This is a genomic window from Phycicoccus jejuensis, from assembly GCF_044797865.1.
In the GTDB taxonomy this organism is placed as follows: domain Bacteria; phylum Actinomycetota; class Actinomycetes; order Actinomycetales; family Dermatophilaceae; genus Phycicoccus; species Phycicoccus jejuensis.
In genome coordinates, this window is the sequence record NZ_CP085209.1 from 580,441 (window position 1) to 599,621 (window position 19,181).

Annotated in this window: 16 protein-coding genes; 10 read left to right on the plus strand and 6 right to left on the minus strand. The window is 74.3% G+C overall.

All coding sequences use genetic code 11. From position 1 onward, the window contains the following. Positions 1 to 104: 104 nt before the first annotated feature. Positions 105 to 1,316, plus strand: coding sequence for an MFS transporter (locus LG324_RS02665; protein ID WP_404351588.1), 1,212 nt, complete (start codon positions 105 to 107; stop codon positions 1,314 to 1,316). Here LG324_RS02665 and LG324_RS02670 read toward each other — a convergent pair. From LG324_RS02670 to LG324_RS02685, 4 genes are all read right to left on the minus strand, one after another. Further along, positions 1,297 to 3,141: an MDR family MFS transporter gene (locus LG324_RS02670; RefSeq protein ID WP_404351590.1), complete on the minus strand. Its 1,845-nt coding sequence runs from the start codon at positions 3,139 to 3,141 to the stop codon at positions 1,297 to 1,299. The genes LG324_RS02665 and LG324_RS02670 overlap by 20 nt on opposite strands. Next, a complete protein-coding gene (locus LG324_RS02675) occupies positions 3,138 to 3,614 on the minus strand; it encodes a MarR family winged helix-turn-helix transcriptional regulator (RefSeq protein WP_036829078.1) in 477 nt (158 codons plus the stop codon). Before LG324_RS02675 ends, LG324_RS02670 begins: the two co-directional genes overlap by 4 nt. Before the next feature lie 152 nt (positions 3,615 to 3,766). Further along, positions 3,767 to 4,243 (minus strand): SRPBCC family protein, encoded by a 477-nt coding sequence (locus LG324_RS02680; protein ID WP_404351592.1) that lies wholly within the window; start codon positions 4,241 to 4,243, stop codon positions 3,767 to 3,769. Continuing rightward, positions 4,243 to 5,091 (minus strand): maleylpyruvate isomerase family mycothiol-dependent enzyme, encoded by an 849-nt coding sequence (locus LG324_RS02685; RefSeq protein ID WP_030527040.1) that lies wholly within the window; start codon positions 5,089 to 5,091, stop codon positions 4,243 to 4,245. The genes LG324_RS02680 and LG324_RS02685 overlap by 1 nt, the downstream gene beginning before the upstream one ends. Before the next feature lie 28 nt (positions 5,092 to 5,119). Between LG324_RS02685 and LG324_RS02690 the strand changes: the two genes are divergently transcribed. Both LG324_RS02690 and LG324_RS02695 read left to right on the plus strand, forming a co-directional pair. After that, positions 5,120 to 7,144 carry a cytochrome c oxidase assembly protein gene (locus tag LG324_RS02690; RefSeq protein WP_404351594.1) on the plus strand — a complete coding sequence of 675 codons (2,025 nt, stop codon included), beginning with the start codon at positions 5,120 to 5,122 and terminating at the stop codon, positions 7,142 to 7,144. Between the two features lie 83 nt (positions 7,145 to 7,227). After that, positions 7,228 to 8,034, plus strand: coding sequence for a nitrilase-related carbon-nitrogen hydrolase (locus LG324_RS02695; protein ID WP_404351596.1), 807 nt, complete (start codon positions 7,228 to 7,230; stop codon positions 8,032 to 8,034). 184 nt (positions 8,035 to 8,218) lie between these two features. On the opposite strand, the gene LG324_RS02700 is transcribed toward LG324_RS02695, so the two are convergent. After that, positions 8,219 to 9,139 carry a hypothetical protein gene (locus LG324_RS02700; protein WP_404351598.1) on the minus strand — a complete coding sequence of 307 codons (921 nt, stop codon included), beginning with the start codon at positions 9,137 to 9,139 and terminating at the stop codon, positions 8,219 to 8,221. Between the two features lie 230 nt (positions 9,140 to 9,369). Between LG324_RS02700 and LG324_RS02705 the strand changes: the two genes are divergently transcribed. From LG324_RS02705 to LG324_RS02715, 3 genes are all read left to right on the plus strand, one after another. Next, on the plus strand, positions 9,370 to 10,749 hold the full coding sequence (locus LG324_RS02705) for an FAD-binding oxidoreductase (protein WP_030527036.1): 1,380 nt from the start codon (positions 9,370 to 9,372) through the stop codon (positions 10,747 to 10,749). 87 nt (positions 10,750 to 10,836) lie between these two features. Beyond that, a complete protein-coding gene (locus LG324_RS02710; RefSeq protein ID WP_030527035.1) occupies positions 10,837 to 11,016 on the plus strand; it encodes a hypothetical protein in 180 nt (59 codons plus the stop codon). 105 nt (positions 11,017 to 11,121) lie between these two features. Continuing rightward, positions 11,122 to 11,376 (plus strand): DUF6458 family protein, encoded by a 255-nt coding sequence (locus LG324_RS02715; protein WP_404351600.1) that lies wholly within the window; start codon positions 11,122 to 11,124, stop codon positions 11,374 to 11,376. A gap of 156 nt (positions 11,377 to 11,532) precedes the next feature. Here LG324_RS02715 and LG324_RS02720 read toward each other — a convergent pair whose 3' ends face one another. Next, positions 11,533 to 13,404, minus strand: a complete 1,872-nt coding sequence (locus LG324_RS02720) for an acyl-CoA dehydrogenase (protein ID WP_404351602.1) — start codon at positions 13,402 to 13,404, stop codon at positions 11,533 to 11,535. Between the two features lie 178 nt (positions 13,405 to 13,582). Here LG324_RS02720 and LG324_RS02725 point away from each other — a divergent pair, with 178 nt between their 5' ends. The 4 genes from LG324_RS02725 to LG324_RS02740 all read left to right on the plus strand — a co-directional run bounded on the left by LG324_RS02725 (position 13,583) and on the right by LG324_RS02740 (position 19,138). Next, complete coding sequence (locus LG324_RS02725; protein ID WP_404351603.1) at positions 13,583 to 14,557, plus strand: ADP-ribosylglycohydrolase family protein; 975 nt, start codon at positions 13,583 to 13,585, stop codon at positions 14,555 to 14,557. A 49-nt stretch (positions 14,558 to 14,606) separates the two neighbouring features. Then, positions 14,607 to 15,149, plus strand: coding sequence for a hypothetical protein (locus LG324_RS02730; RefSeq protein WP_404351604.1), 543 nt, complete (start codon positions 14,607 to 14,609; stop codon positions 15,147 to 15,149). Between the two features lie 120 nt (positions 15,150 to 15,269). After that, positions 15,270 to 17,201 carry a glycosyltransferase gene (locus LG324_RS02735; RefSeq protein WP_404351606.1) on the plus strand — a complete coding sequence of 644 codons (1,932 nt, stop codon included), beginning with the start codon at positions 15,270 to 15,272 and terminating at the stop codon, positions 17,199 to 17,201. Next, entirely contained in the window at positions 17,198 to 19,138 is a 1,941-nt protein-coding gene (locus LG324_RS02740; protein ID WP_404351608.1) for a DUF6541 family protein, read from the plus strand. Before LG324_RS02735 ends, LG324_RS02740 begins: the two co-directional genes overlap by 4 nt. The last annotated feature ends 43 nt before the right edge of the window (positions 19,139 to 19,181 follow it).

Below are 19,181 nucleotides of genomic sequence, written 5' to 3' on the forward strand. Positions count from 1 at the left end.
CGGTTTGTCGCCTCTCGCCTCCCGGGAGCACACTGGAGGCGACCTGTTCCAGAACGCTCGACCCGGCCGGGTGCCCCGGCGGTCGCCCGACCGACGAGGCCCCTGTGCTCGCCCCCTACCGCCCCCTGTTCGCCGTCCCCGGTGCCCTGCCCTTCATCGCCGGGACCGCCCTCTCCCGCACCGGCGGCGCGATGTTCGGCGTCGCCGTCATCGTCATGGTCAGCGAGCGGCAGGGCTCCTACGGCCTCGCCGGGGCGGTCAGCGCCGTCGGGCTCGCGGTGCTCGCGGTCGCCGGCCCGGTGCTCGGGCGGCTCATCGACCAGTACGGCCAGCCCCGGGTTGCCCGGCCCTTCATGGTGCTCTCGGCGGTCGCCGGCCTGGGCACCGCGCTCGCGTCCGGGTTCGGTGCGCCGGTCTGGACCCTCTTCGTCCTCTACGGCGTCAGCGCGTTCCTGCCCGAGCCCGGCCCGATGTCGCGCGCCCGGTGGGCGCACATCTTCCGCGACGACCCGGACCGCCTCCACACCGCGATGTCCTTCGAGCAGGTCGCCGACGAGGCGTCGTTCGTCATCGGTCCGGTCATCGCGGTGCTGGTCTCGACGCTGTGGCTCCCCGAGGCCGGGCTCGTCCTCGCCGAGGTCCTCTTCACCGTCGGCGTCCTCACCTTCCTCGCCGCCCGGGCGACCGAGCCGCCGGTCGTGGCCCGCGCCGACCGGCCGAGCGGGCTCGCGATCCGCCGGCCCGGCCTGCTCGTCGTCGCGACCGCGCTCGTCATGACCGGCGTGATCTTCGGCGCCAACGAGGTCGTCGCGGTCGCCTTCGCCGAGGCCGACGGCAACGCCAGCCTCTCGAGCCTCGTGCTCGGCGGCTTCGCGGTCGGCTCGACGCTCTCGGGGCTGTGGTTCGGCGCCCGGACCTTCCGCTCGACGCTGACGAAGCGCCTGCTCGTCGCCGCCGCGGCGATGCTCGTCCTCGAGGTCCCGGCGCTCCTCGTGGCGAACACGTGGCAGCTGACCGCCGTCATGGTCGTCGCGGGCTCGGCGACCGCGCCGATGCTCATCACGAGCCTGTCGCTGGCGCAGCGTCTCGTCCCGGCAGCCCTCGTCACCGAGGGGATGGCCGTCGCGGTCACCGGCATCCTCATCGGCATCTCGGCGGGGTCGGCGGTCGGCGGCTGGGCCGTCGAGGCCCTCGGGCCGCAGCGCGCCTACGCCGTCCCCGTGCTCGCCGGGGCGCTGGCCCTGACGATCGTCGCGGTCCGCCGTCGGCACCTCGAGGGTGCCGAGGCGGCCCGCGTCAGCTCGCCGGTGCCGTGACCGCCGCGTCGTCGGAGCGTGCCGCTCCGGGGCGCTGTCCCTCCCCGGTCGACCCGCCCCCGGCGTTCGCGCGCTCGGTGTAGGCGGAGCCCTTGCGCAGCTCGACCTGCGGGAGGAACGCCAGCACGACGACGGCGAGAACCATGACGATCGAGCCGACGAGGAACACCACGTCCATCGCCTCCGAGAAGCCCATGAGGAACGGCTTGGCCAGCGCGGGGTCGAGCCCGTTGAGGAACGAGCTGTCCTGGAGGACACCGCTGGAGGCAGCGGCGGACCCGCCGGCCTGGCTCTGCTGGAGCTGCTGCGCGAAGGCCGCGTTGGCCGGGTCGCGCAGGGCGCTCTGGAACTCGGCGGTGGGGGCCACGGTGCGGAACGCGGACGAGATCCGGTCCGGCACGAGCGAGAACAGCACCGTGAGGAAGACCGCGGTCCCGATGGTGCCGCCGATCTGCCGGGTGAAGGTGGCGGTCGAGGTCGCGACGCCGATCTGCTGCGGCGGGACGGCGTTCTGCACGGCGAGTGTCAGCGGCTGGAAGTTGAAGCCCAGGCCCAGGCCGAAGAAGACCATGATGACCATCGTCTGCCACAGCGGGGTGTCGAACGCGGTGTAGTGCAGCGCGAACAGCGAGCCGGTCAGCAGCACGGCGCCGGTGACGGGGAAGAGCCGGTACTGCCCCGTGCGGCTGATGATCTGGCCCGACGAGATCGACCCGGACATGATGCCGAGGGTCAACGGCAGGAGCAGCAGGCCGGCCTCGGTGGGCGAGGCGCCCTTGACGATCTGCAGGTAGAGGGGCAGGGCGGCCAGCCCGCCGAACATCCCCATGCCGATGATGATCGAGGCGGCCGAGGACACCCCGACGGTGCGGTTGCGGAAGATCTTCAGCGGCAGGATCGCCTCGTCGCCCATCCGGCTCTCCTGGAGGAGGAACAGCACGGCCGCGACACCACCGACGACGTAGGCGGCGATCGAGCGACCCGAGCCCCAGCCCCACTCGCGGCCCTGCTCGGCGACGAGCAGCAGCGGCACGAGCGAGACGGACAGGAGCGCGGCGCCGAGCCAGTCGATGCGGTGGTCGAGGCGCTGGTGGCGCAGGTGCAGCGTCTTGGTGACGAGCGCGAGGGCGACGATGCCGATCGGCACGTTGACGAGGAAGACCCAGCGCCACCCGGTGACACCGAAGATGGCGTCGGTACCGGCGAAGAAGCCACCGATGACCGGGCCCAGCACCGAGGAGGTGCCGAAGACCGCGAGGAAGTAGCCCTGGTACTTGGCGCGCTCGCGGGCCGGGACGATGTCGCCGACGATCGCCAGGGCGAGCGAGAACAGGCCGCCGGCGCCGAGGCCCTGGACGGCGCGGAAGAACGCCAGGCCGGTCATCGAGGTCGACAGGGTGCACAGGACCGAGCCCACGACGAAGATCGAGATGGCCGTGACGAACAGCTTCTTGCGGCCGTAGATGTCACCGAGCTTGCCGTACAGCGGCGTGACGATCGTCGACGTGATGAGGTACGCCGTCGTCGCCCACGCCTGGTGGTCCAGCCCCTTGAGGTCGTCGGCGATCGTGCGGATGGCGGTGGCGACGATGGTCTGGTCGAGGGCGGCCAGGAACATCCCGGCCATGAGGGCGATGAGGATGGTGACGATCTGGCGGTGCGAGAGGGCGCCGTCGCCGGTGGGGGCGGCGGGGCCGCCGGCGGTCGCGGTGCGGGTGGCTCCGGCGGCGTGGGCGCCGCCGCTGCCGGCGACGTGGCGGCCGGGACCGCCGGCGCTCGAGTGGCTCGTCGGCTGGTCGGGGTCCGCGTGGCGGGGTGAGCTCATCGGGTGCTCCTGGCGGTCGGGTCGGTGAAGGAGGCCTCGAGGTCCGCGGCGAGGCGGGCCAGGTGGCGGGTGAGGGTGCGGACGTCGTCCTCGCTCCAGTCGGCGAGCAGTCCCTGGAGCCAGCGGTCGCGGCCCTCGCGGATGGCGACGAGGAGCGCGGTGCCCTCGTCGGTCACGGCGAGGACGTGGGCGCGCCCGTCGTCGGGGTCGGGCTCGCGGACGACGAGGCCGTGCTCGACGAGGGTGCTCACCTGGCGGCTGACCGTCGAGACGTCGGAGTGGACGGCCTCGGCGAGCTCGGAGACGCGCAGGGGGGTGCGGACGAGGTTGAACAGCAGCGGGTAGGCCATCGGGTCGACCTGCTCGTGCATCCGCGGGGCGCGGGCCCGCGCGACGTGCATGAGCTTGAGCACGCGGACGAGCTCGTCGCCGAGGACGGCCGTCGGCGTCGACGAGGCGGCGCTGAAGGACATCGGACCTCCTCGGGGGTGGGGGCGGACGCGGACGTCCGGGTGGGCAGTTGTTTGCAGCATACAACTAGATCCCCGGACGCCGGGACGCGTCGGAGCCGACCTTCGACAGGGTGCGCCGATGAGGCCCGGGGCCGACCACCGGCCGGCGTGCCTCAGAGCGAGCGGGCGCCGAGGTGGTTCAGCAGGTTCTGCGAGAACCGCTGGCCCATGAGCGTCACGACGCCCTTCATCGCGGTGTTGACCGCCGGCCTGGTGAGGGCGGGGAACGGCAGGTCCACCGAGATCGTCATCGACGTCTCGAGATGCGTTCCGCCGGAATGCGGTTGCAGCGCGTACCAGCCCTCGACCCCGGCCGACTCCTCGGCGAGCGCGGCGTCCGGGTCGTGCGCGAACTCGATGCGGTGGGGCTCGTCGAACGTCATCCGCTCGGTGAACGAGAACGAGAAGCTCTTCCCGAGCACCGGCACGCGGGTCATCTCCCACACCCAGTGCTCGCCGTGCTCGGTGACGCGCTGGAGGAACGGGGTGAGCCGGGCGATCTCGTCGGGGTCGGTCAGCGTCGCCCAGACGGCGTCGGGCTCGGCACTGACCGTCGCCGCGGACCGGGTCGACGTCGAGAAGCGCGCCATCAGGGAGTGATGGCCAGGGCCGCGAGGACGGACCGGGCGACGGCCTCGTCGCCGTGCACGGTGACCGGCAGCTCGTCGGGGGAGCGCCGGCCGCCGGCCAGCCGCATCGCCACCCGCGTCGACATCGACAGCGAGGTGGTCACGACGTCGGGGTGGTCGGCGTCCTCGCCGGTGAAGAGGGGGATGCCGACGGCGCGGTCGCCGTCCTGCTCGACCCGGACACCGGCCCGGCCGACCGTGGGGCCGGTGAGGTCGAGGACGACCGCCTGGCCGGCGCCGACCCGCGCGTCGCGCGCGACGACCCGGGGCAGGACGGCGAAGAGGCGGCTGACGCTCAGCGCGGCCGCGGGGGTGTCGAGGCCGCCGGGACGGTCGAGGGCCTCGCGCAGGTCCTGCTCGTGCATCCAGACGTCGAAGGTGCGGATGCCGACGAGGTCGGCGAGCGTCGTGCGGCCGAACGGCCCGCGGACCTCCTCCTCGCCGGTGACGCCCTCGGACCGGTAGACCGCGAGGCGTTCCTCGAGCCGCCAGTCGAGCTCGTCGACGAGGTCCTCCGGCGAGCGGCCGCGGCGGGCCTCGACGAACTTCTCGTGCCGCGTGCCGAAGTCGTGACGCAGGTAGTCGTAGCCGCTGACGTCGACGTCCGGGTCGGGGTCGCCGGCCACCATCGACTCGCCGCCGAGGACGTGGGCCAGCTGGTCGGCCACCGTCCAGCCGGGGCAGTCGGTGGGGCGCTCGGCGTCGCCGGGGCGCAGCGCGCGGCCGAGGTCGGTCACGCAGCGGACGGTGTGCGCCCACGCGTCGACGACCTCGGCGAAGCCGGTCGGGGCAGGTGGGTGCAGGGACATGTCGACCACAGTACCTACGCTGGGGGGTGTGACCTCCCTGCCGAGCAGCCGCCCCGCGGCCCGTGACGCGACGGGCGACGGCACCGACACCGCCCGCTGGCTGCGGCCGCTGCTGCTGACGCTCGCGGCCGGCCTCGTGGCCCTCGTGCCCGCCGCGCTGCTGACCGGCGCCGCCGACCCGCTCGCGCTCGCCGACCCCGGTCCGGCCGTCCGCTGGGGCGTCCCGGTCGTCGCGACCGTCGGCAACATCGCCTCGTCCACGACCCTCGGCCTGCTGCTGCTCGCCGTCTTCCTCGCGCCCGAGCGCGCTCGCACCGACCGCCGCGGCACGGCCCGGCGGCTGGCCGGCGCCACCGGTGTCCTGTGGGCCGTCGCCGCGCTGCTCGAGGTCGTCCTCACCTTCGCGGACCTGTCCGGGACGCCGCTCACCTCGCCGGACCTCCTGCCGCAGCTGCTGTCGTTCGCCTGGGCGCTCGAGACCACCCGCGTCCTCGTCATCGCGGCCGGGGTGGCGGTCGTCGTCGCCGCCACGGTCGGCCTGGCCCGCAGCCGCGCCGCGACGGCGTGGCTCGCCGCGCTGACGCTCGTCGCGATCGTCGTCCACGCCCTCAACGGCCACTCGGCCGGCTCGGCGAGCCACGAGGACGCCGTCAACGGCCTCGCCGTGCACCTGCTCGGGGTGAGCGTCTGGGTCGGGGGGCTCCTCGCGCTGGTCATGATGCGGCGCGCCCTGGGCCGCGACCTCGGGGCCACGGTCGGGCGCTTCTCGGTGCTCGCGACGTGGGCCATCGTCGCCGTCGGTCTATCGGGCCTCGTCCAGGCGTGGATCCGCATCGGCTCGCTCGACGGCCTGACCACGACGTACGGCATCGTCCTGCTCGGCAAGGTCGTCGCCATCGCGGTGCTCGCCGTGCTCGGGGCGCAGCAGCGCCGCACCCTCGCGGCCCGCCTGAGCGCGGACCCGTCCGACGGCCGGGCCTTCGCGCGCCTCGCCGTCACCGAGCTCGCGGTGATGGGCGTCGCCGTCGGGCTCGCCTCCGTGCTCGCGCGCAGCATCCCGCCGGTCCCGGACGCCCTGCCCGACCCCGGCATCGTCCTCGAGCTGACCGGCTACCCCGACCCCGGGCCGTTCGGGGGCGCCGACTGGCTCCTCGCGTGGCGGATGGACTGGCTCTTCGTCGCCGTCGCGGTGCTCGCGGTCGGCCTCTACGTCGCGGGCTTCGTCCGGCTGCGGCGGCGCGGCGACGCGTGGCCGGTGCTGCGGGTCGTCACGTGGACCCTCGGCTGGGCGCTCTTCGTGTGGGCGACGTGCGGGGCGCCGGGCATCTGGGGCAGGGTGCTGTTCAGCGCCCACATGGTGATGCACATGGTCGTCGCGATGATCGTGCCGCTGCTCCTCGTGCCGGCGGCCCCGGTGACCCTGGCCCTGCGGACGCTGGCCGCCCGGCGCGACAAGACGTGGGGACCGCGCGAGCTGCTGCTCCAGGTCGTGCACTCCCGGGCGATGCGGGTGCTGGCCAACCCGGTCGTCGCCGCGGCCGTGTTCTTCTTCAGCCTCGCGGCCTTCTACTACACGGGCTTGTTCGAGCTGGCGCTGACGACCCACACGGGCCACCTGCTGATGATGGCCCACTTCCTCCTGACCGGGTACCTGTTCGTCTGGGTGATGATCGGCATCGACCCCGGGGTGCCGCGCTGGTCGCCGCTCATGCTGCTCGTCATCCTCTTCGCGACCGTGTCCTTCCACGCGTTCTTCGGGGTCGCGCTGACCGGCAGCTCGACGCTGCTCGCGCCGGACTTCTTCACGGCCATCAACCTGCCGTGGGGCCCCGACCCGCTCGCCGACCAGCACACCGCCGGCGAGATCGCGTGGGGCATCGGCGAGGCGCCGACGCTGACGCTGGCCGTCATCGTCGCCGTCCAGTGGTTCCGCAGCGAGATGCGCGAGACCGCCCGCCTGGACCGCAAGGCCGACCGCGACGGCGACGCCGACCTCACCGCCTACAACGCGCGCCTCGCCCGGCTGCGCGAGGAGGCCGACCAGCTCGACTGACCTCCGGCGTCGAGCAGGTGGGCGTGCAGCAACCGACGAAGGTGTCGGTTCCTGCACACCGGCGGGTGCGCGAGGATGGGGCGATGCGCATCGCCCTCCTCCAGCTGGCCTACGGCGACGACGAGCCCGCGGGCGCCCGCATCGACCGGGCGGCGGAGCTGGTCGCGCAGCAGCGCGGCCACGACCTCGTGGTGCTGCCCGAGCTGTGGGCGCCGACCGGCTTCGACTACACCCGCTGGGACGACGAGGCCGAGCCGCTGGACGGCCGGTTCGCCGCGGCGATGGCGGACGCCGCCCGCGCGGTCGGCACCACGCTGCACGCCGGCTCCTTCGTCGAGCGGCTGCCCGAGCCGGGGCCCGACGGCAACACACTGTCCAACACCTCGCTCCTCTTCTCGGGGGACGGCGAGCGCCTCGCCGTCTACCGCAAGATCCATCGCTTCGGGTTCGGCGCCGGCGAGCCGAAGCTCATGGAGGCGGGGGAGGACGTCGTCGTCCTCGACCTGCCGGACGGCGCCGGCGGCACGGTGCGCACCGGCCTGACCACCTGCTACGACCTGCGCTTCCCCGAGCTCTACCGCCGCCAGCAGGAGGCGGGGGCATCCCTCCTGCTCGTCCCGGCCGCGTGGCCGCTGGCCCGCGTCGCGCACTGGACGCTGCTCGGGCGTGCGCGGGCGGTCGAGAACCAGTGCGTCCTCGCGCAGGTCAACACCGGTGGCACGCACGCCCGGACGCCGATGGGCGGCCACAGCCAGGTCGTCGCCGCGAACGGCGAGGTCCTCGGCGAGCTCGCGCACACCGACGAGGCCGTGCTCTCGGTCGACGTCGACCTCGCCGCGACGACGGCCTACCGCGAGGCGTTCCCCGTCCTCGCCGACCGCCGCCTCTGATCCGCCCCCCTCCCCTCCCCTCCCCTCCCCTCCCTTCCCGGAGTCGAGTGCGGAAGTGGTTGCCGGGGCTGCCACTTCCGCACTCGACCCCAGGCGGGCGGGCGACCCCGTGGAGTCGAGGGCGCTCGCGGTCGCTGGAGCGACCACTTCCGCACTCGACTCCGGACGGTGGGGCGGCGCAGGGTCAGCCGGCCGCAGCGTCGGGGGCGCGCGGCACCCCGAGAGCGACCAGGTCGCCGGCGACGACCCACGGCTCCCGGCGCAGCTCGTCGGTCGTGGCGCGGACCACGATGCGGTCCGGCCGCGTGAGTCCCCGCTGGCGCCGGACGTCCTCGGTGTACTGGCCCACCTCGAGATGGAAGGCCCCGTCGACCTCGAGGACGAGCGTGCGGCCGTCGGGCAGGTCCCACTCGCAGTCGGTGTACCGGCGTCGCCCCGACCGGTCGGTGCGCGCGCGCTGGCGGGCCGGCAGGGCGAGGCCGTAGGCCCGGCACATCCGGACGACGTCGACCTCCCCGAGCGACTCGGACCCGCCCTCGATGTCGCGCAGCAGGGCACGGAAGTCGGCCGCCCGGCGCAGCGGGCGCAACGCATCGACCCACGTGAGCAAGGAGGTCGCGTTCGTCAGGCGCTGCTGCACGACGGCGGCCAGCAACCCGGCCGCCGAACGAGGGTTGCGCTCGTGGGCCGCCCAGAGGAGGGCCGCCGGCTCGACGCGGCAGCACGGCAGGGCGCCGGGGCCCCGCAGCCGCTCGAGGGGCCGTCGCGTACGGAACGGCCGGATGCCGTCGACGTGCTGGAACGAGTCCGGGTTGGCGACGATGACGGTGACCTCGTCCCGCGTCCAGCCCGTGAGGCCGTGGACCGCCAGCGCGGTGAGGCCGCCCAGCATCGCGTCCGGTCCGCAGTGCAGGACGGCGACCCAGCGCTCCTGCTCGGGTGACAGCGGTCCGGTCGTCGTCGTGAGCACGGACTCGGTCCGACGTCGCCAGCGCTCGGACGCCAGCTTGTGCCGGATGACCCCGCGGCTGACGCCGAGCTCCGCGAGCTGGCGCCAGGAGAGCACGCCGGCCTGCTGGTCGGCGAGCGCGCGCCACGAGTCCATCCGCCGACTCTGCCGCGATCTGCCGGGAGGGCCGTGAGGTTCTCCACAGCCCCGGGGTCGAGTGCGGAAGTGGTCGCTAGGACAGCCACGTGCGCCCTCGAGGCCGGGGAAGGCGGCGGCCCGGCGCAGTCGAGGGCGCCGGCGGTCGCCGGGGCAGCCACTTGCGCACTCGACTTTGGGGAGGAGGTGCGGGGGCGCGGGGTGGGCGACGCCGTGCGAAGGTAAGGGGCATGGACGCCGCCGTCACCGCAGCCGCCGTCGCCGAGCTCGCGCAGGCCCTCCCGCCGGGGGTCGTCACCACCGACCCCGCCGCGCTCGAGAAGTACCGCCACGACTGGACGCACGACGCCAGCGCCGGCACGCCGCTGGCCGCCGTCCGTGTCGAGGACGCCGCGCAGGTGCAGCAGACCCTGCGCTGGGCGACCGAGCACCGCATCGGCGTCGTCCCCCGCGGCGCCGGCACGAGCCTGTCCGGCGGCTCGATGGGCGTCGACGGCACCATCGTCCTCAGCCTCGAGCGGATGCGCGCCGTCGAGATCGACACCGCCGCGCGCGTCGCGGTGGTCGAGCCCGGTGCGCTCAACGTCGAGGTCAAGAACGCGGCTGTCGCAGAAGGCCTCTGGTACCCGCCGGACCCCAGCTCGTTCGAGATCTGCTCGATCGGCGGCAACATCGCGACCAACGCGGGCGGTCTGTGCTGCGTCAAGTACGGCGTGACGACCGACTACGTCCTCGGTCTCGACGTCGTCCTCGCCGACGGCACCCTTGTGACGCTCGGCGGCAAGCGGGTCAAGGACGTCGCCGGCCTCTCGTTGCTCAAGCTCTTCGTCGGCTCCGAGGGCACGCTCGGCATCGTCACCCGGGCGATCCTTCGGCTCGTGCCCGCGCAGGCGCCGCGCTCCACCGTCGTCGCGCTCTTCCCGACCGTCGCCGACGCCGCCGCGGCCGTCATCGAGCTCGGCCGCACCGTCCGCGCCTCGATGGTCGAGCTGATGGACCGCGCCTCGATCAACGCCGTCGAGGACTACCAGCCGATGGGGCTCGACCGCGACGCCGGCGCCCTGTTGCTCATCCAGTCGGATGCCCCGGGTGCCTCGCGCGCCGAGGAGGTCGCGGCCATCGTCGCGGCCTGCGAGGTCACCGGCGCCAAGGAGGTCGTCGCCACCGACGACCCCGACGAGGCCGAGATGTTCGTCCAGGCCCGGCGCGTGCACTTCACCGCGCTCGAGCCGCGCGGCGCCGTCCTGCCCGAGGACGTCGGCGTGCCGGTGCCGCAGCTGCCGGCGCTGCTCGCCGAGATCGAGGCCATCGGCCAGCGCCACGGGGTCGAGATCCCGGTCGTCGCGCACGCCGGCGACGGCAACACGCACCCGGCGATCGTCTACGACGCGACGGACGCCGACTCCGAGCGGCGGGCCCGCCTCGCCTTCGGCGACATCATGGACGCCGCCATCGGCCTCGGCGGCACGATCACCGGCGAGCACGGCGTCGGCCGGCTCAAGAAGGGCTCGCTCGAGGCGCAGCTCGGTCCCGAGGTCATGGACCTCAACCGCCGCGTCAAGGCCGCGCTCGACCCGCAGGGCATCCTCAACCCCGGTTCCTTCGTCTGACCGGATGCCTCGACAGCCGCGCCACGCCGTGCGACCCTGACGGCACGGCAGCCCGGAGGCACCGGACGCCGGAAGGGGAGTGGCGCCATGTGGTGGATCATCGGACTCCTGGCCCTGGTCGTCGTGCTCGGGGTGGTCCTCGAGCGCCGGCGCCGCGGCACGGGCACCCGTTCGGAGTTCACCGGCGACGCGCCCTACGGCGCCGAGGCGGCAGCCTCCCGGATGACCCACAACGGCCCGGGCCTGGGGGGTGGCGGCGGCCAGTAGGCCGCTGCCCGGCATCGACGAAGTCTGCACAAACCTTCGACGGCGCAGGTCGGAACAGGTACGGTCGGGATGACCGCCCGCCGACCCCCTGACCCAGGAGACCCCATGTACATCGGACTCGGCATCTTCCTCCTCGTCCTCGGCGCCATCCTCACGTTCGCCGTCGGCGACCAGAGCGTGGCCGGCCTGGACCTCGAGATGATCGGCTACATCCTCATGGCGGGCGGCGTCCTCGCCATCCTCCTGTCCTTCGTCATGCAGGCCGGCAGCCGCCGCGGCCGCGTGACGACGACCCGCGAGAGCCACGTCAACCCCAACACCGGCACGCGCGTCGACCGCACGGAGATCGACCCGCGCTGACGCCGGCGCGGCCCGGCCACGCCGGCACCCAGTACGCCCGACGGGCCCGCCCCTCCTGGAGGAGGGACGGGCCCGTCGTCACGTGGGTCCGGGCGCGGCGCGTGCTCCGGGCAGGCGCGCCGGGCCCGGGGTCGGGGGACCGCCGGGTGGGGCGGGTCAGAAGGCGGACTCGGGCACGTCCATGAGGTCGTTGTCGCTGGCCTCGGCCATGGCCCGCTCGGCGGAGAGGCGGGGCAGGACCTGGCGGGCGTAGAACCTCGCCGCGGCGACCTTGCCCTCGTAGAAGTCCTTCTCCCGGCCCTCGGCGCCGGCCTCGAGCGCGTCGAGCGCGACGGCGGCCTGGCGCAGCAGCAGCCACCCGACGACGAGGTCGCCGGCGCCGAGCAGGAGGCGGGTGGTGTTCTGCCCGACCTTGTAGAGGTTCGGCAGCTCGCCGCCCTGGCGCGGGTCGGACTTCATGAGCTCGCCGACCATGTAGCCGAGGATGCCCTGGACGTCCTCGACGCCCTGGCCGAGCAGCTCGCGCTCGCGGTCGAGGCGCCCGCCGTTGAGGCCGAGGTCCTTGGCGAACTCCTGCATCTGCGTCGCGAGGTGGGTCAGCGCCTGGCCCTTGTCACGGACGATCTTGCGGAAGAAGAAGTCCATGCCCTGGATGGCCGTCGTGCCCTCGTAGAGCGTGTCGATCTTCGCGTCGCGGACGTACTGCTCGACGGGGTAGTCCTGGAGGAAGCCGGAGCCGCCGAAGGTCTGCAGCGACTCGGTGCCGAGCAGCACCCAGGCCCGCTCCGAGCCCAGGCCCTTGACGATCGGCAGCAGCAGGTCGTTGACGCGGTTGGCGACGTCGGCGGCCGAGCCCTTCTCGAAGGTCTGCTCGCCGGTGGTCAGCACGTGCTGGTCGACGACGTCCTGCTGGCTCGCGGTGAAGAGCACGAGCGCGCGCAGGCCCTCCGAGTACGCCTTCTGCAGCATGAGCGAGCGGCGCACGTCCGGGTGGTGCGTGATGGTGACGCGCGGCGCCGACTTGTCGGTCATCTGCGTGAGGTCGGCGCCCTGGACGCGCTGCTTGGCGTACTCGAGCGCGTTGAGGTAGCCGGTCGAGAGCGTGGCGATCGCCTTGGTGCCGACCATCATCCGCGCGTTCTCGATGACGTGGAACATCTGCGCGATGCCGTCGTGCGCATCGCCGAAGAGGGTGCCGACGGCCGGCTTCTCGCCGCCGAAGGTCAGTTCGCAGGTCGTCGAGACCTTCAGGCCCATCTTCTTCTCGACGTTGGTGACGTAGACGCCGTTGCGCTCGCCGAGCTCACCGGTCTCGAGGTCGACGGCGTACTTCGTGAGGATGAACAGGCTGAGGCCCTTGGTGCCGACGCCGGCGCCCTCGGGGCGGGCGAGGACGAAGTGGACGACGTTGTCGACCATGTCGGACTCGGCGCTCGTGATGAAGCGCTTGACCCCGCTGATGGTCCAGGTGCCGTCCTCGTTCTGGGTGGCCTTGGTGCGGCCGGCGCCGACGTCCGAGCCGGCGTCGGGCTCGGTGAGCACCATCGTGCAGTGCCAGCCCTTCTCGACGATCCAGCGGGCGAGCTTCTTCTGGTCGTCGTTGCCGATGAGGTACAGCAGCTTGGCGAAGGAGTAGGACGCGGCGTACATCGCGAGCGCGGGGTTGGAGCCCAGCAGCATCTCGTTGGCCGCCCAGCGCAGGCTCGGCGGGGCGACGGTGCCGTCGAGCTCGGCCGGCAGGTCGATGGCCCAGAAGCCGCTCTCGCGGTAGGCCTCGACGGACTTCTTGAACGACTCCGGCATCGTGACGGCCTGCGTCTGCGGGTCGTAGACCGGCGGGTTGCGGTCGGCGTCGGCGAAGGACTCGGCGAGCTCGTGCTCCGAGAGGCGCGCGATCTCCTTGAGCATCTCGCGGGCGGTGTCGGCGTCGAGGTCGGCGTAGGGGCCGCTGCCCAGGACCTCGCCGCGGCCGAGCACCTCGAAGAGGGTGAACTCGATGTCGCGGAGGTTGCTCTTGTAGTGACCCATCGTGGTCCTCCCGGGGACGTCGCAAAGTGAGCGCTTGCTCACCAGTGTGCTACCAGCGGGTAACCGACGCAACCACCGGGGGGTGAGGGCCGTCTCGCCCGTCCGGCGGACCCCGTCGGCCTAGGGTGACGAGACGTCGCGGCCGCCCGGGGGTCGCCCGGCACCGGAGGGAGCGCGGATGGTCACGGCCGAGCAGGACGCAGACGGGGTCGAGCGCGCCGTGGGGGCCCTGCTCGGGGTGCACGCCGGCGACTCCCTCGGCGCGGCCGTCGAGTTCTCCTCGCGCGAGGAGATCCGCGCCCGGTACCCCGACGGGCTGTGGGACGTCGTCGGCGGCGGGCCGTTCGCGTGGCCGGCCGGCCACGCGACGGACGACACCGACCTGACCCGGGCGGTGCTGCTGGCCCACCGCGAGGGACCGGACGACGTCGTGCGCGCCGCGGCCGACCACATGCTCGACTGGTTCGAGGGGCGCTGGCCCGGCCGCACCCCCGGCATCCCGCCCCGCGACGTCGGCGGCGCCACCCGGACCGGCCTGACGCGCTACCGCGCCTCGGGTGACCCCCGCCGTGCCGGCTCGGGCCCCGGGCAGGCGGGCAACGGCTCGCTGATGCGCTGCCTGCCGACGGCCCTCGCCGAGCGGGACGCCGCACACCGCGTCCGCCTGGCCGTGGAGATCTCGGCGGTCACCCACGACGACCCCCGGTGCACGGCGGCCTGCGCCGCGTACGTCGAGGTGGCGGCCGCGCTCGTCGACGGCACCGGGGCCGCCGACGCGGTGGCCGCAGGTCTCGCCACTGCGCAGCGGCTCGGCGTCGACGGGGTCGTCGAGGCGTTCGCGGACGACGGGCGGCCGTCGGTGGCCGACCTCGCCGAGGGGCGCGCGCGGCTGGCCGGCGACGGCGGCGGGTACGTCCTCGACTCGCTGCGCATCGCCCTCGCCGCCGTCCTCGATCCCCGTCCGCTCGAGCCCGTGCTCGTCGACGTCGTGCGCATCGGCCGCGACACCGACAGCAACGCCGCCATCGCCGGCGGCCTGCTCGGGGCGCGCGACGGCGCCACGGCCGTGCCGGAGCGCTGGGTCAGGCTGCTGCAGTTCGCCGACGAGTTCGCCGACGGCGCACGGGAACTCTGGGTCGGTCGGCGCGGCTGACGCTGCGCGCCAGCCGCGACAGCGCGGCGCTGCGGGGCATACTCGGGGCGTGAGCACCGCGGACGTCCTCGCCGAGGCGCGCCGGCTCGTCGACGACGGCCGTGCGTGGAAGGCCCGTGACCTCCTGCTCGAGCACGCCGAGACGGACGCCGACCCCGAGCTCCTGCGCGTCCTCGGTCACGTCCTCCACGGGATGGGCGACCTGCCGCGGGCCGGGGCCATCTGGTTCGCCGCCGGCGTCAAGGGCCCCGAGGCCGACGACGCCGTCGCCGCGTGGCGCGAGCAGTCCGGCGACGACTTCGTCGCGATGTGGCGCGCCCTGCCGGAGCCGGTGCGCGAGGAGCCGCGCGCGCCCCGCATCGAGGCGCTGCGCACCAAGGCCCTCGTCGCCGACCCGAAGCTCGACGCGCCGCCGGAGCCGCTCGTGCGACCGGGTGAACTGACGGGGCCGGACGCCGAGAAGACCTCGGACGCCGACGAGGCGGGCGGCGTGGACGGCGCCCAGGTCATCGGCTGGATCCTCGCGGCGCTCTTCGTCGTGTGCGCCGTCATCGGCATCGTCACCGTCCTCGGCTGGGTCGTCCCCAGCTGACCTCCGCGCGGCGGCGTGGAGGTCCTCGGCCGGGGCGCACGGGCTGTTAGCGTGTCCGGCGTCCGCGGGCGCGGACGGCACCTCGCGCCCCCCTCGGCGCGAGGTCGGGACGGAGGACGAGTGCAGCCCCAGGTCAGCGTGGTCGTCGCGGTGTACAACCCCGGCGAGAACATCGACGGGCTCGTCGACAGCCTGCTGACGCAGACCCTCCCCGCCGACGCCCTCGAGGTCCTCTTCGTCGACGACGGCTCGACCGACGGCACCGCCGAGCGGCTGCAGGAGGTCGTCGCGACCCGCCCGGGATGGTCGGTGACGACGATCCCGAACTCGGGATGGCCCGGGCGCCCCCGCAACGTCGGCCTCGACCGCGCCACGGGGGAGTACGTCTTCTTCGCCGACCACGACGACGAGCTCCTGCCCGAGGCGCTGGAGCGGATGCACGCCCTCGGTCGGGCCAACGGGTCGGACGTCGTCTACCCCAAGCTCGTCCGGCCCGGGCGCCCCACCCCGTACTGGTCGCTGGCCCGCGAGACCCTCCCGGTCGCGGACCCGCTGGGCGATGTCCTCACGTCCCGGACGGTGCACAAGCTCTACCGGCGTCAGTTCCTCCTCGACTGCGGGGCCCGCTTCCCCGAGGGGCGCGTCCGGCTCGAGGACCACCACTTCAGCTCGCAGGTCCTGCCGCGCGCCCGGGTCGTGTCGGTCGTGGCGGACTACCCCTGCTACCGGTGGATCCACCGCGGCGACGGCTCGAACAACTCCACCGCGGCCGTGTCCGCCGAGTCCTACTGGGGCCACTACACCGAGGTCCTCCGCGTCGCCGAGCGGGTGGCCGGCCCGGGCCCCCTCCTCGATCGCCTGCGACTCGTCGCGATGGCGCAGGCCTTCTCGCGGTTGGCCCCGGCGGAGTACCTCGAACGCCCGGAGGAGAAGCGCCGCGCGCAGTTCCGGGCGGTGGGAGACCTGGTGCGCGAGCAGTTCCCCGCGGACCTCGACGACCGGCTGCCCGTCCTCAAGCGGATGCGCGTGCGTGCCCTCCGGGCCGGGGACGAGGCGGGGTTCGAGGCCGTCCAGCGGCTGCGCGCCCGGATCACCTTCGGCGTCGGGCTCGCCGAGGTGCGGTGGGACGGCGAGCGGCTGCACCTCGTGCTCGGGGTCGCGCTCGACGACGTGGACGGCGCCCCCTTCCTCCTCGCGCGGCACGACGGCGACCTCGTCGTGCCGGACGTGCCCGGGGCCGGCGTCACCTTCCCGGTCGACGAGCGACGCCTGCTGCCCGACGACCTCGGCACGGCCGAGGTGACGGTGCGGCACCGGGCCGCCGCGACCGAGTGGCCGGTGCCCACGACGGTCCGGCTCGAGCAGCACGACGTGGGGGAGGGGGTCACCCTCCGGATGCACGTCGAGGCCGAGCTCGACCCGGCCACCGGGGCGTTCGGCGCCCCGCTCGAGGACGGGACCTGGTCGGTGCTCGTGCGCGTCCAGCTCCTCGGCGAGTCCCTCGCCGTCCCGCTGCCGACGGACGGGGCGTCCGCGCTGCCGGGCACGGGGCGTGACGCCTCCGGGCGGACCGCGGCCGTGGCCCGCCTCGGGAGCGGCGCCCTGGCGCTGCGGCTGCCCGCCCCGGCGGCCCCGCCCGAGGTCCGCCGCGCCACCTGGGACGGTGACCGGCTGTCCCTCGACCTGCGCGTGGCCGACGGGGTCGACGCCCGTTCCCTGACCGTCGGTGACCGCGACGGCGCCGACCACGGCGTCGTCGAGGTGGTCGAGGGTCGCGCCCTGGTCCCGGTCGGTGACACGTCCGTCGGCGACATCCTCGACCTCCACCTCCACGAGGGGCCGCCGGCGGACCCCGGGCCGGGCCGCCGCCTGCGTTTCGGCGACGCGGTCGTCGAGGACCGGCCGCCCTACCGGCTCTACCGCACCGAGTCCGGCTTCTTCTCCGTCAAGCACGTGGCGTCCCCACCGGCCCCGCGCTCGCGCCTGCGCCGCGCGCTGTCCGCCGTCACGCGGAACGACCGACGCGACCGGCAGGAGCGGACGGGCGGATGACGGCGTGGTTCGGCGCCCTGCCGGTCCTGGTCGTCGCGGGGCTGGTCTGCGGCCTCCCGGGGTGGGTCGCGGGTCGGCTGCTCGGCCTGCGCGGGCTGCCCCTGCTCGGCCTCGCCGGTCCCCTCGGCGTGGCCGTCGCGGGCGTCGGCGCGGTCGTGACCGAGCTGGTGGGGCTGTCGTGGACCCTGCCCGTCGTCGCGCTGACGGTCGGGGTGGGCTGGGTGCTCGCCGCCCTCGTCGGGCTCCTGCTGCGCCGCGCACCTGCGGTCTCCGGTGGCGGCGCCGACGGCCGGCACCTCACGGTCTGGGCGTGGGTCGCGTCCGGCCTCGGGCTCGTCGCGGTCTCGGTGCCCGCGATGTGGGGGATGGGGCGCCCGGACGGGTTGCCGAACCAGCCCGACACGCTGTTCCACCTCAACACGATCCGTCGGGTCCTCGAGACCGGTGACGGCTCGAGCCTGCACGCCGGGGCGCTCCACTCGCCGGCGGGGACGGGCTTCTACCCCGCGGCCTTCCACGACCTCGTGACGGTGGTCGTGCGCCTCACCGGGACGGACGTCCTCACGGCGGCCAACGCCGTGGCCCTCGTGGCCGCCGCCGCCGTCTGGCCGACCGGATGCGTCCTCCTGGCGCGCCAGGTGCACGGCGCCGCGCGGCTGCCCCTCGTCGTCTCCGCCCTCGTCGCGGCCTCCTTCAGCAGCTTCCCGTTCTGGATGATGGGCTACGGCGTCCTGTGGCCCAACCTCCTCGGGTACGCGATGGTGCCCGCCGCCCTCGCCTGCGCCCTGGCCGTCCTCGGGCTGGGCGACGCGATGGGTCGCGTCCGCGGGCTCGTCGCCGGGCTGGCGGTGCTGGCCGGGACGGCGTTCGCCCATCCGAACGCGCTCGTCGCGGCCCTGCTGCTCGCCTTCGTGGTCCTCGCGTGGCCGCTCACGGCGTGGGTGCGGCGCTCGGGGCGCGCGCATCCGGTGCTCGCCTCGCTCGCGGTGCTCGGGTACGCCGCGGTCCCGGCGTTCTGGGCGGTCGGGCCGTACCTCACCCCGGTGCTCGCGAGCGTCGCCGCCCCCAACGTCTACCGGGAGATGACGCCGGCCCGCGCCGTGGGGGAGGCGCTGCTCGCCTCGCCCCGCTCGTGGCCGGCGCAGTGGACGGTCTCCGTCCTCGTCGTGGCCGGGCTCGTCGTGCTCCTGCGCCAGGGCCGTGCCCGGTGGACGGCGCCGGTGCTCGGCGTGCTCGTCGGCCTCTACGTCGTGTCGGTGTCCTACCCCGGCAGGCTCGGCGGGGCCATCACGGGGTACTGGTACAACAACCCGCCGCGCCTGGCCGCGCTGCTGCCGATCATCGGCGTCGTGCTCGCGACCGCGGCGCTCGTGGCCGCCACACGGCGGGTGCAACGCACGCGCCTCGGCCGGCGGGGGTGGCCGGCGGCGCTGGCGGTGGGCCTGGTCTTCGCGGTGCTCACCTCAGGGAACTACCTGGAGGACAACGTGCAGCGGGTGCGTGACTACTACCAGCCGACGAAGCGCACGGACAGCCTGCTCACCGCGCGCGAGGCGAGGAGCCTCGAGGAGCTGGCCCGGTCCATCCCGCGGGACGGCGTCGTGGCCGCCGACCCGTGGAACGGCACCTCGCTCCTGTACGCGCTGACCGGCCGGGAGGTGCTCTTCGCCTCCGAGAAGACGCGCATCACCCCCGACCGCATCCTGCTCGCGGACCGCCTCGACGAGGCCGCCACCGACCCCGCGGTGTGCGCGGCGGCCGAACGGGCCGACGTCCGCTACGTCGTCACCGGCGGGTCCCCCTTCCACGAGGACCGGCACGGGAGCCGGACCTTCGACGGGGTCGACGGCGTCCCGGACGCGACCGGGTTCGAGCGCGTGACGACCGTCGGGCCGTTCACGCTCTACCGGCTCCTCCCGTGCCGCACGAGCGGGTGAGCGGGGCGGTGCTCGACGGCCGGGCCTGCCGTCGTCGGGGCGG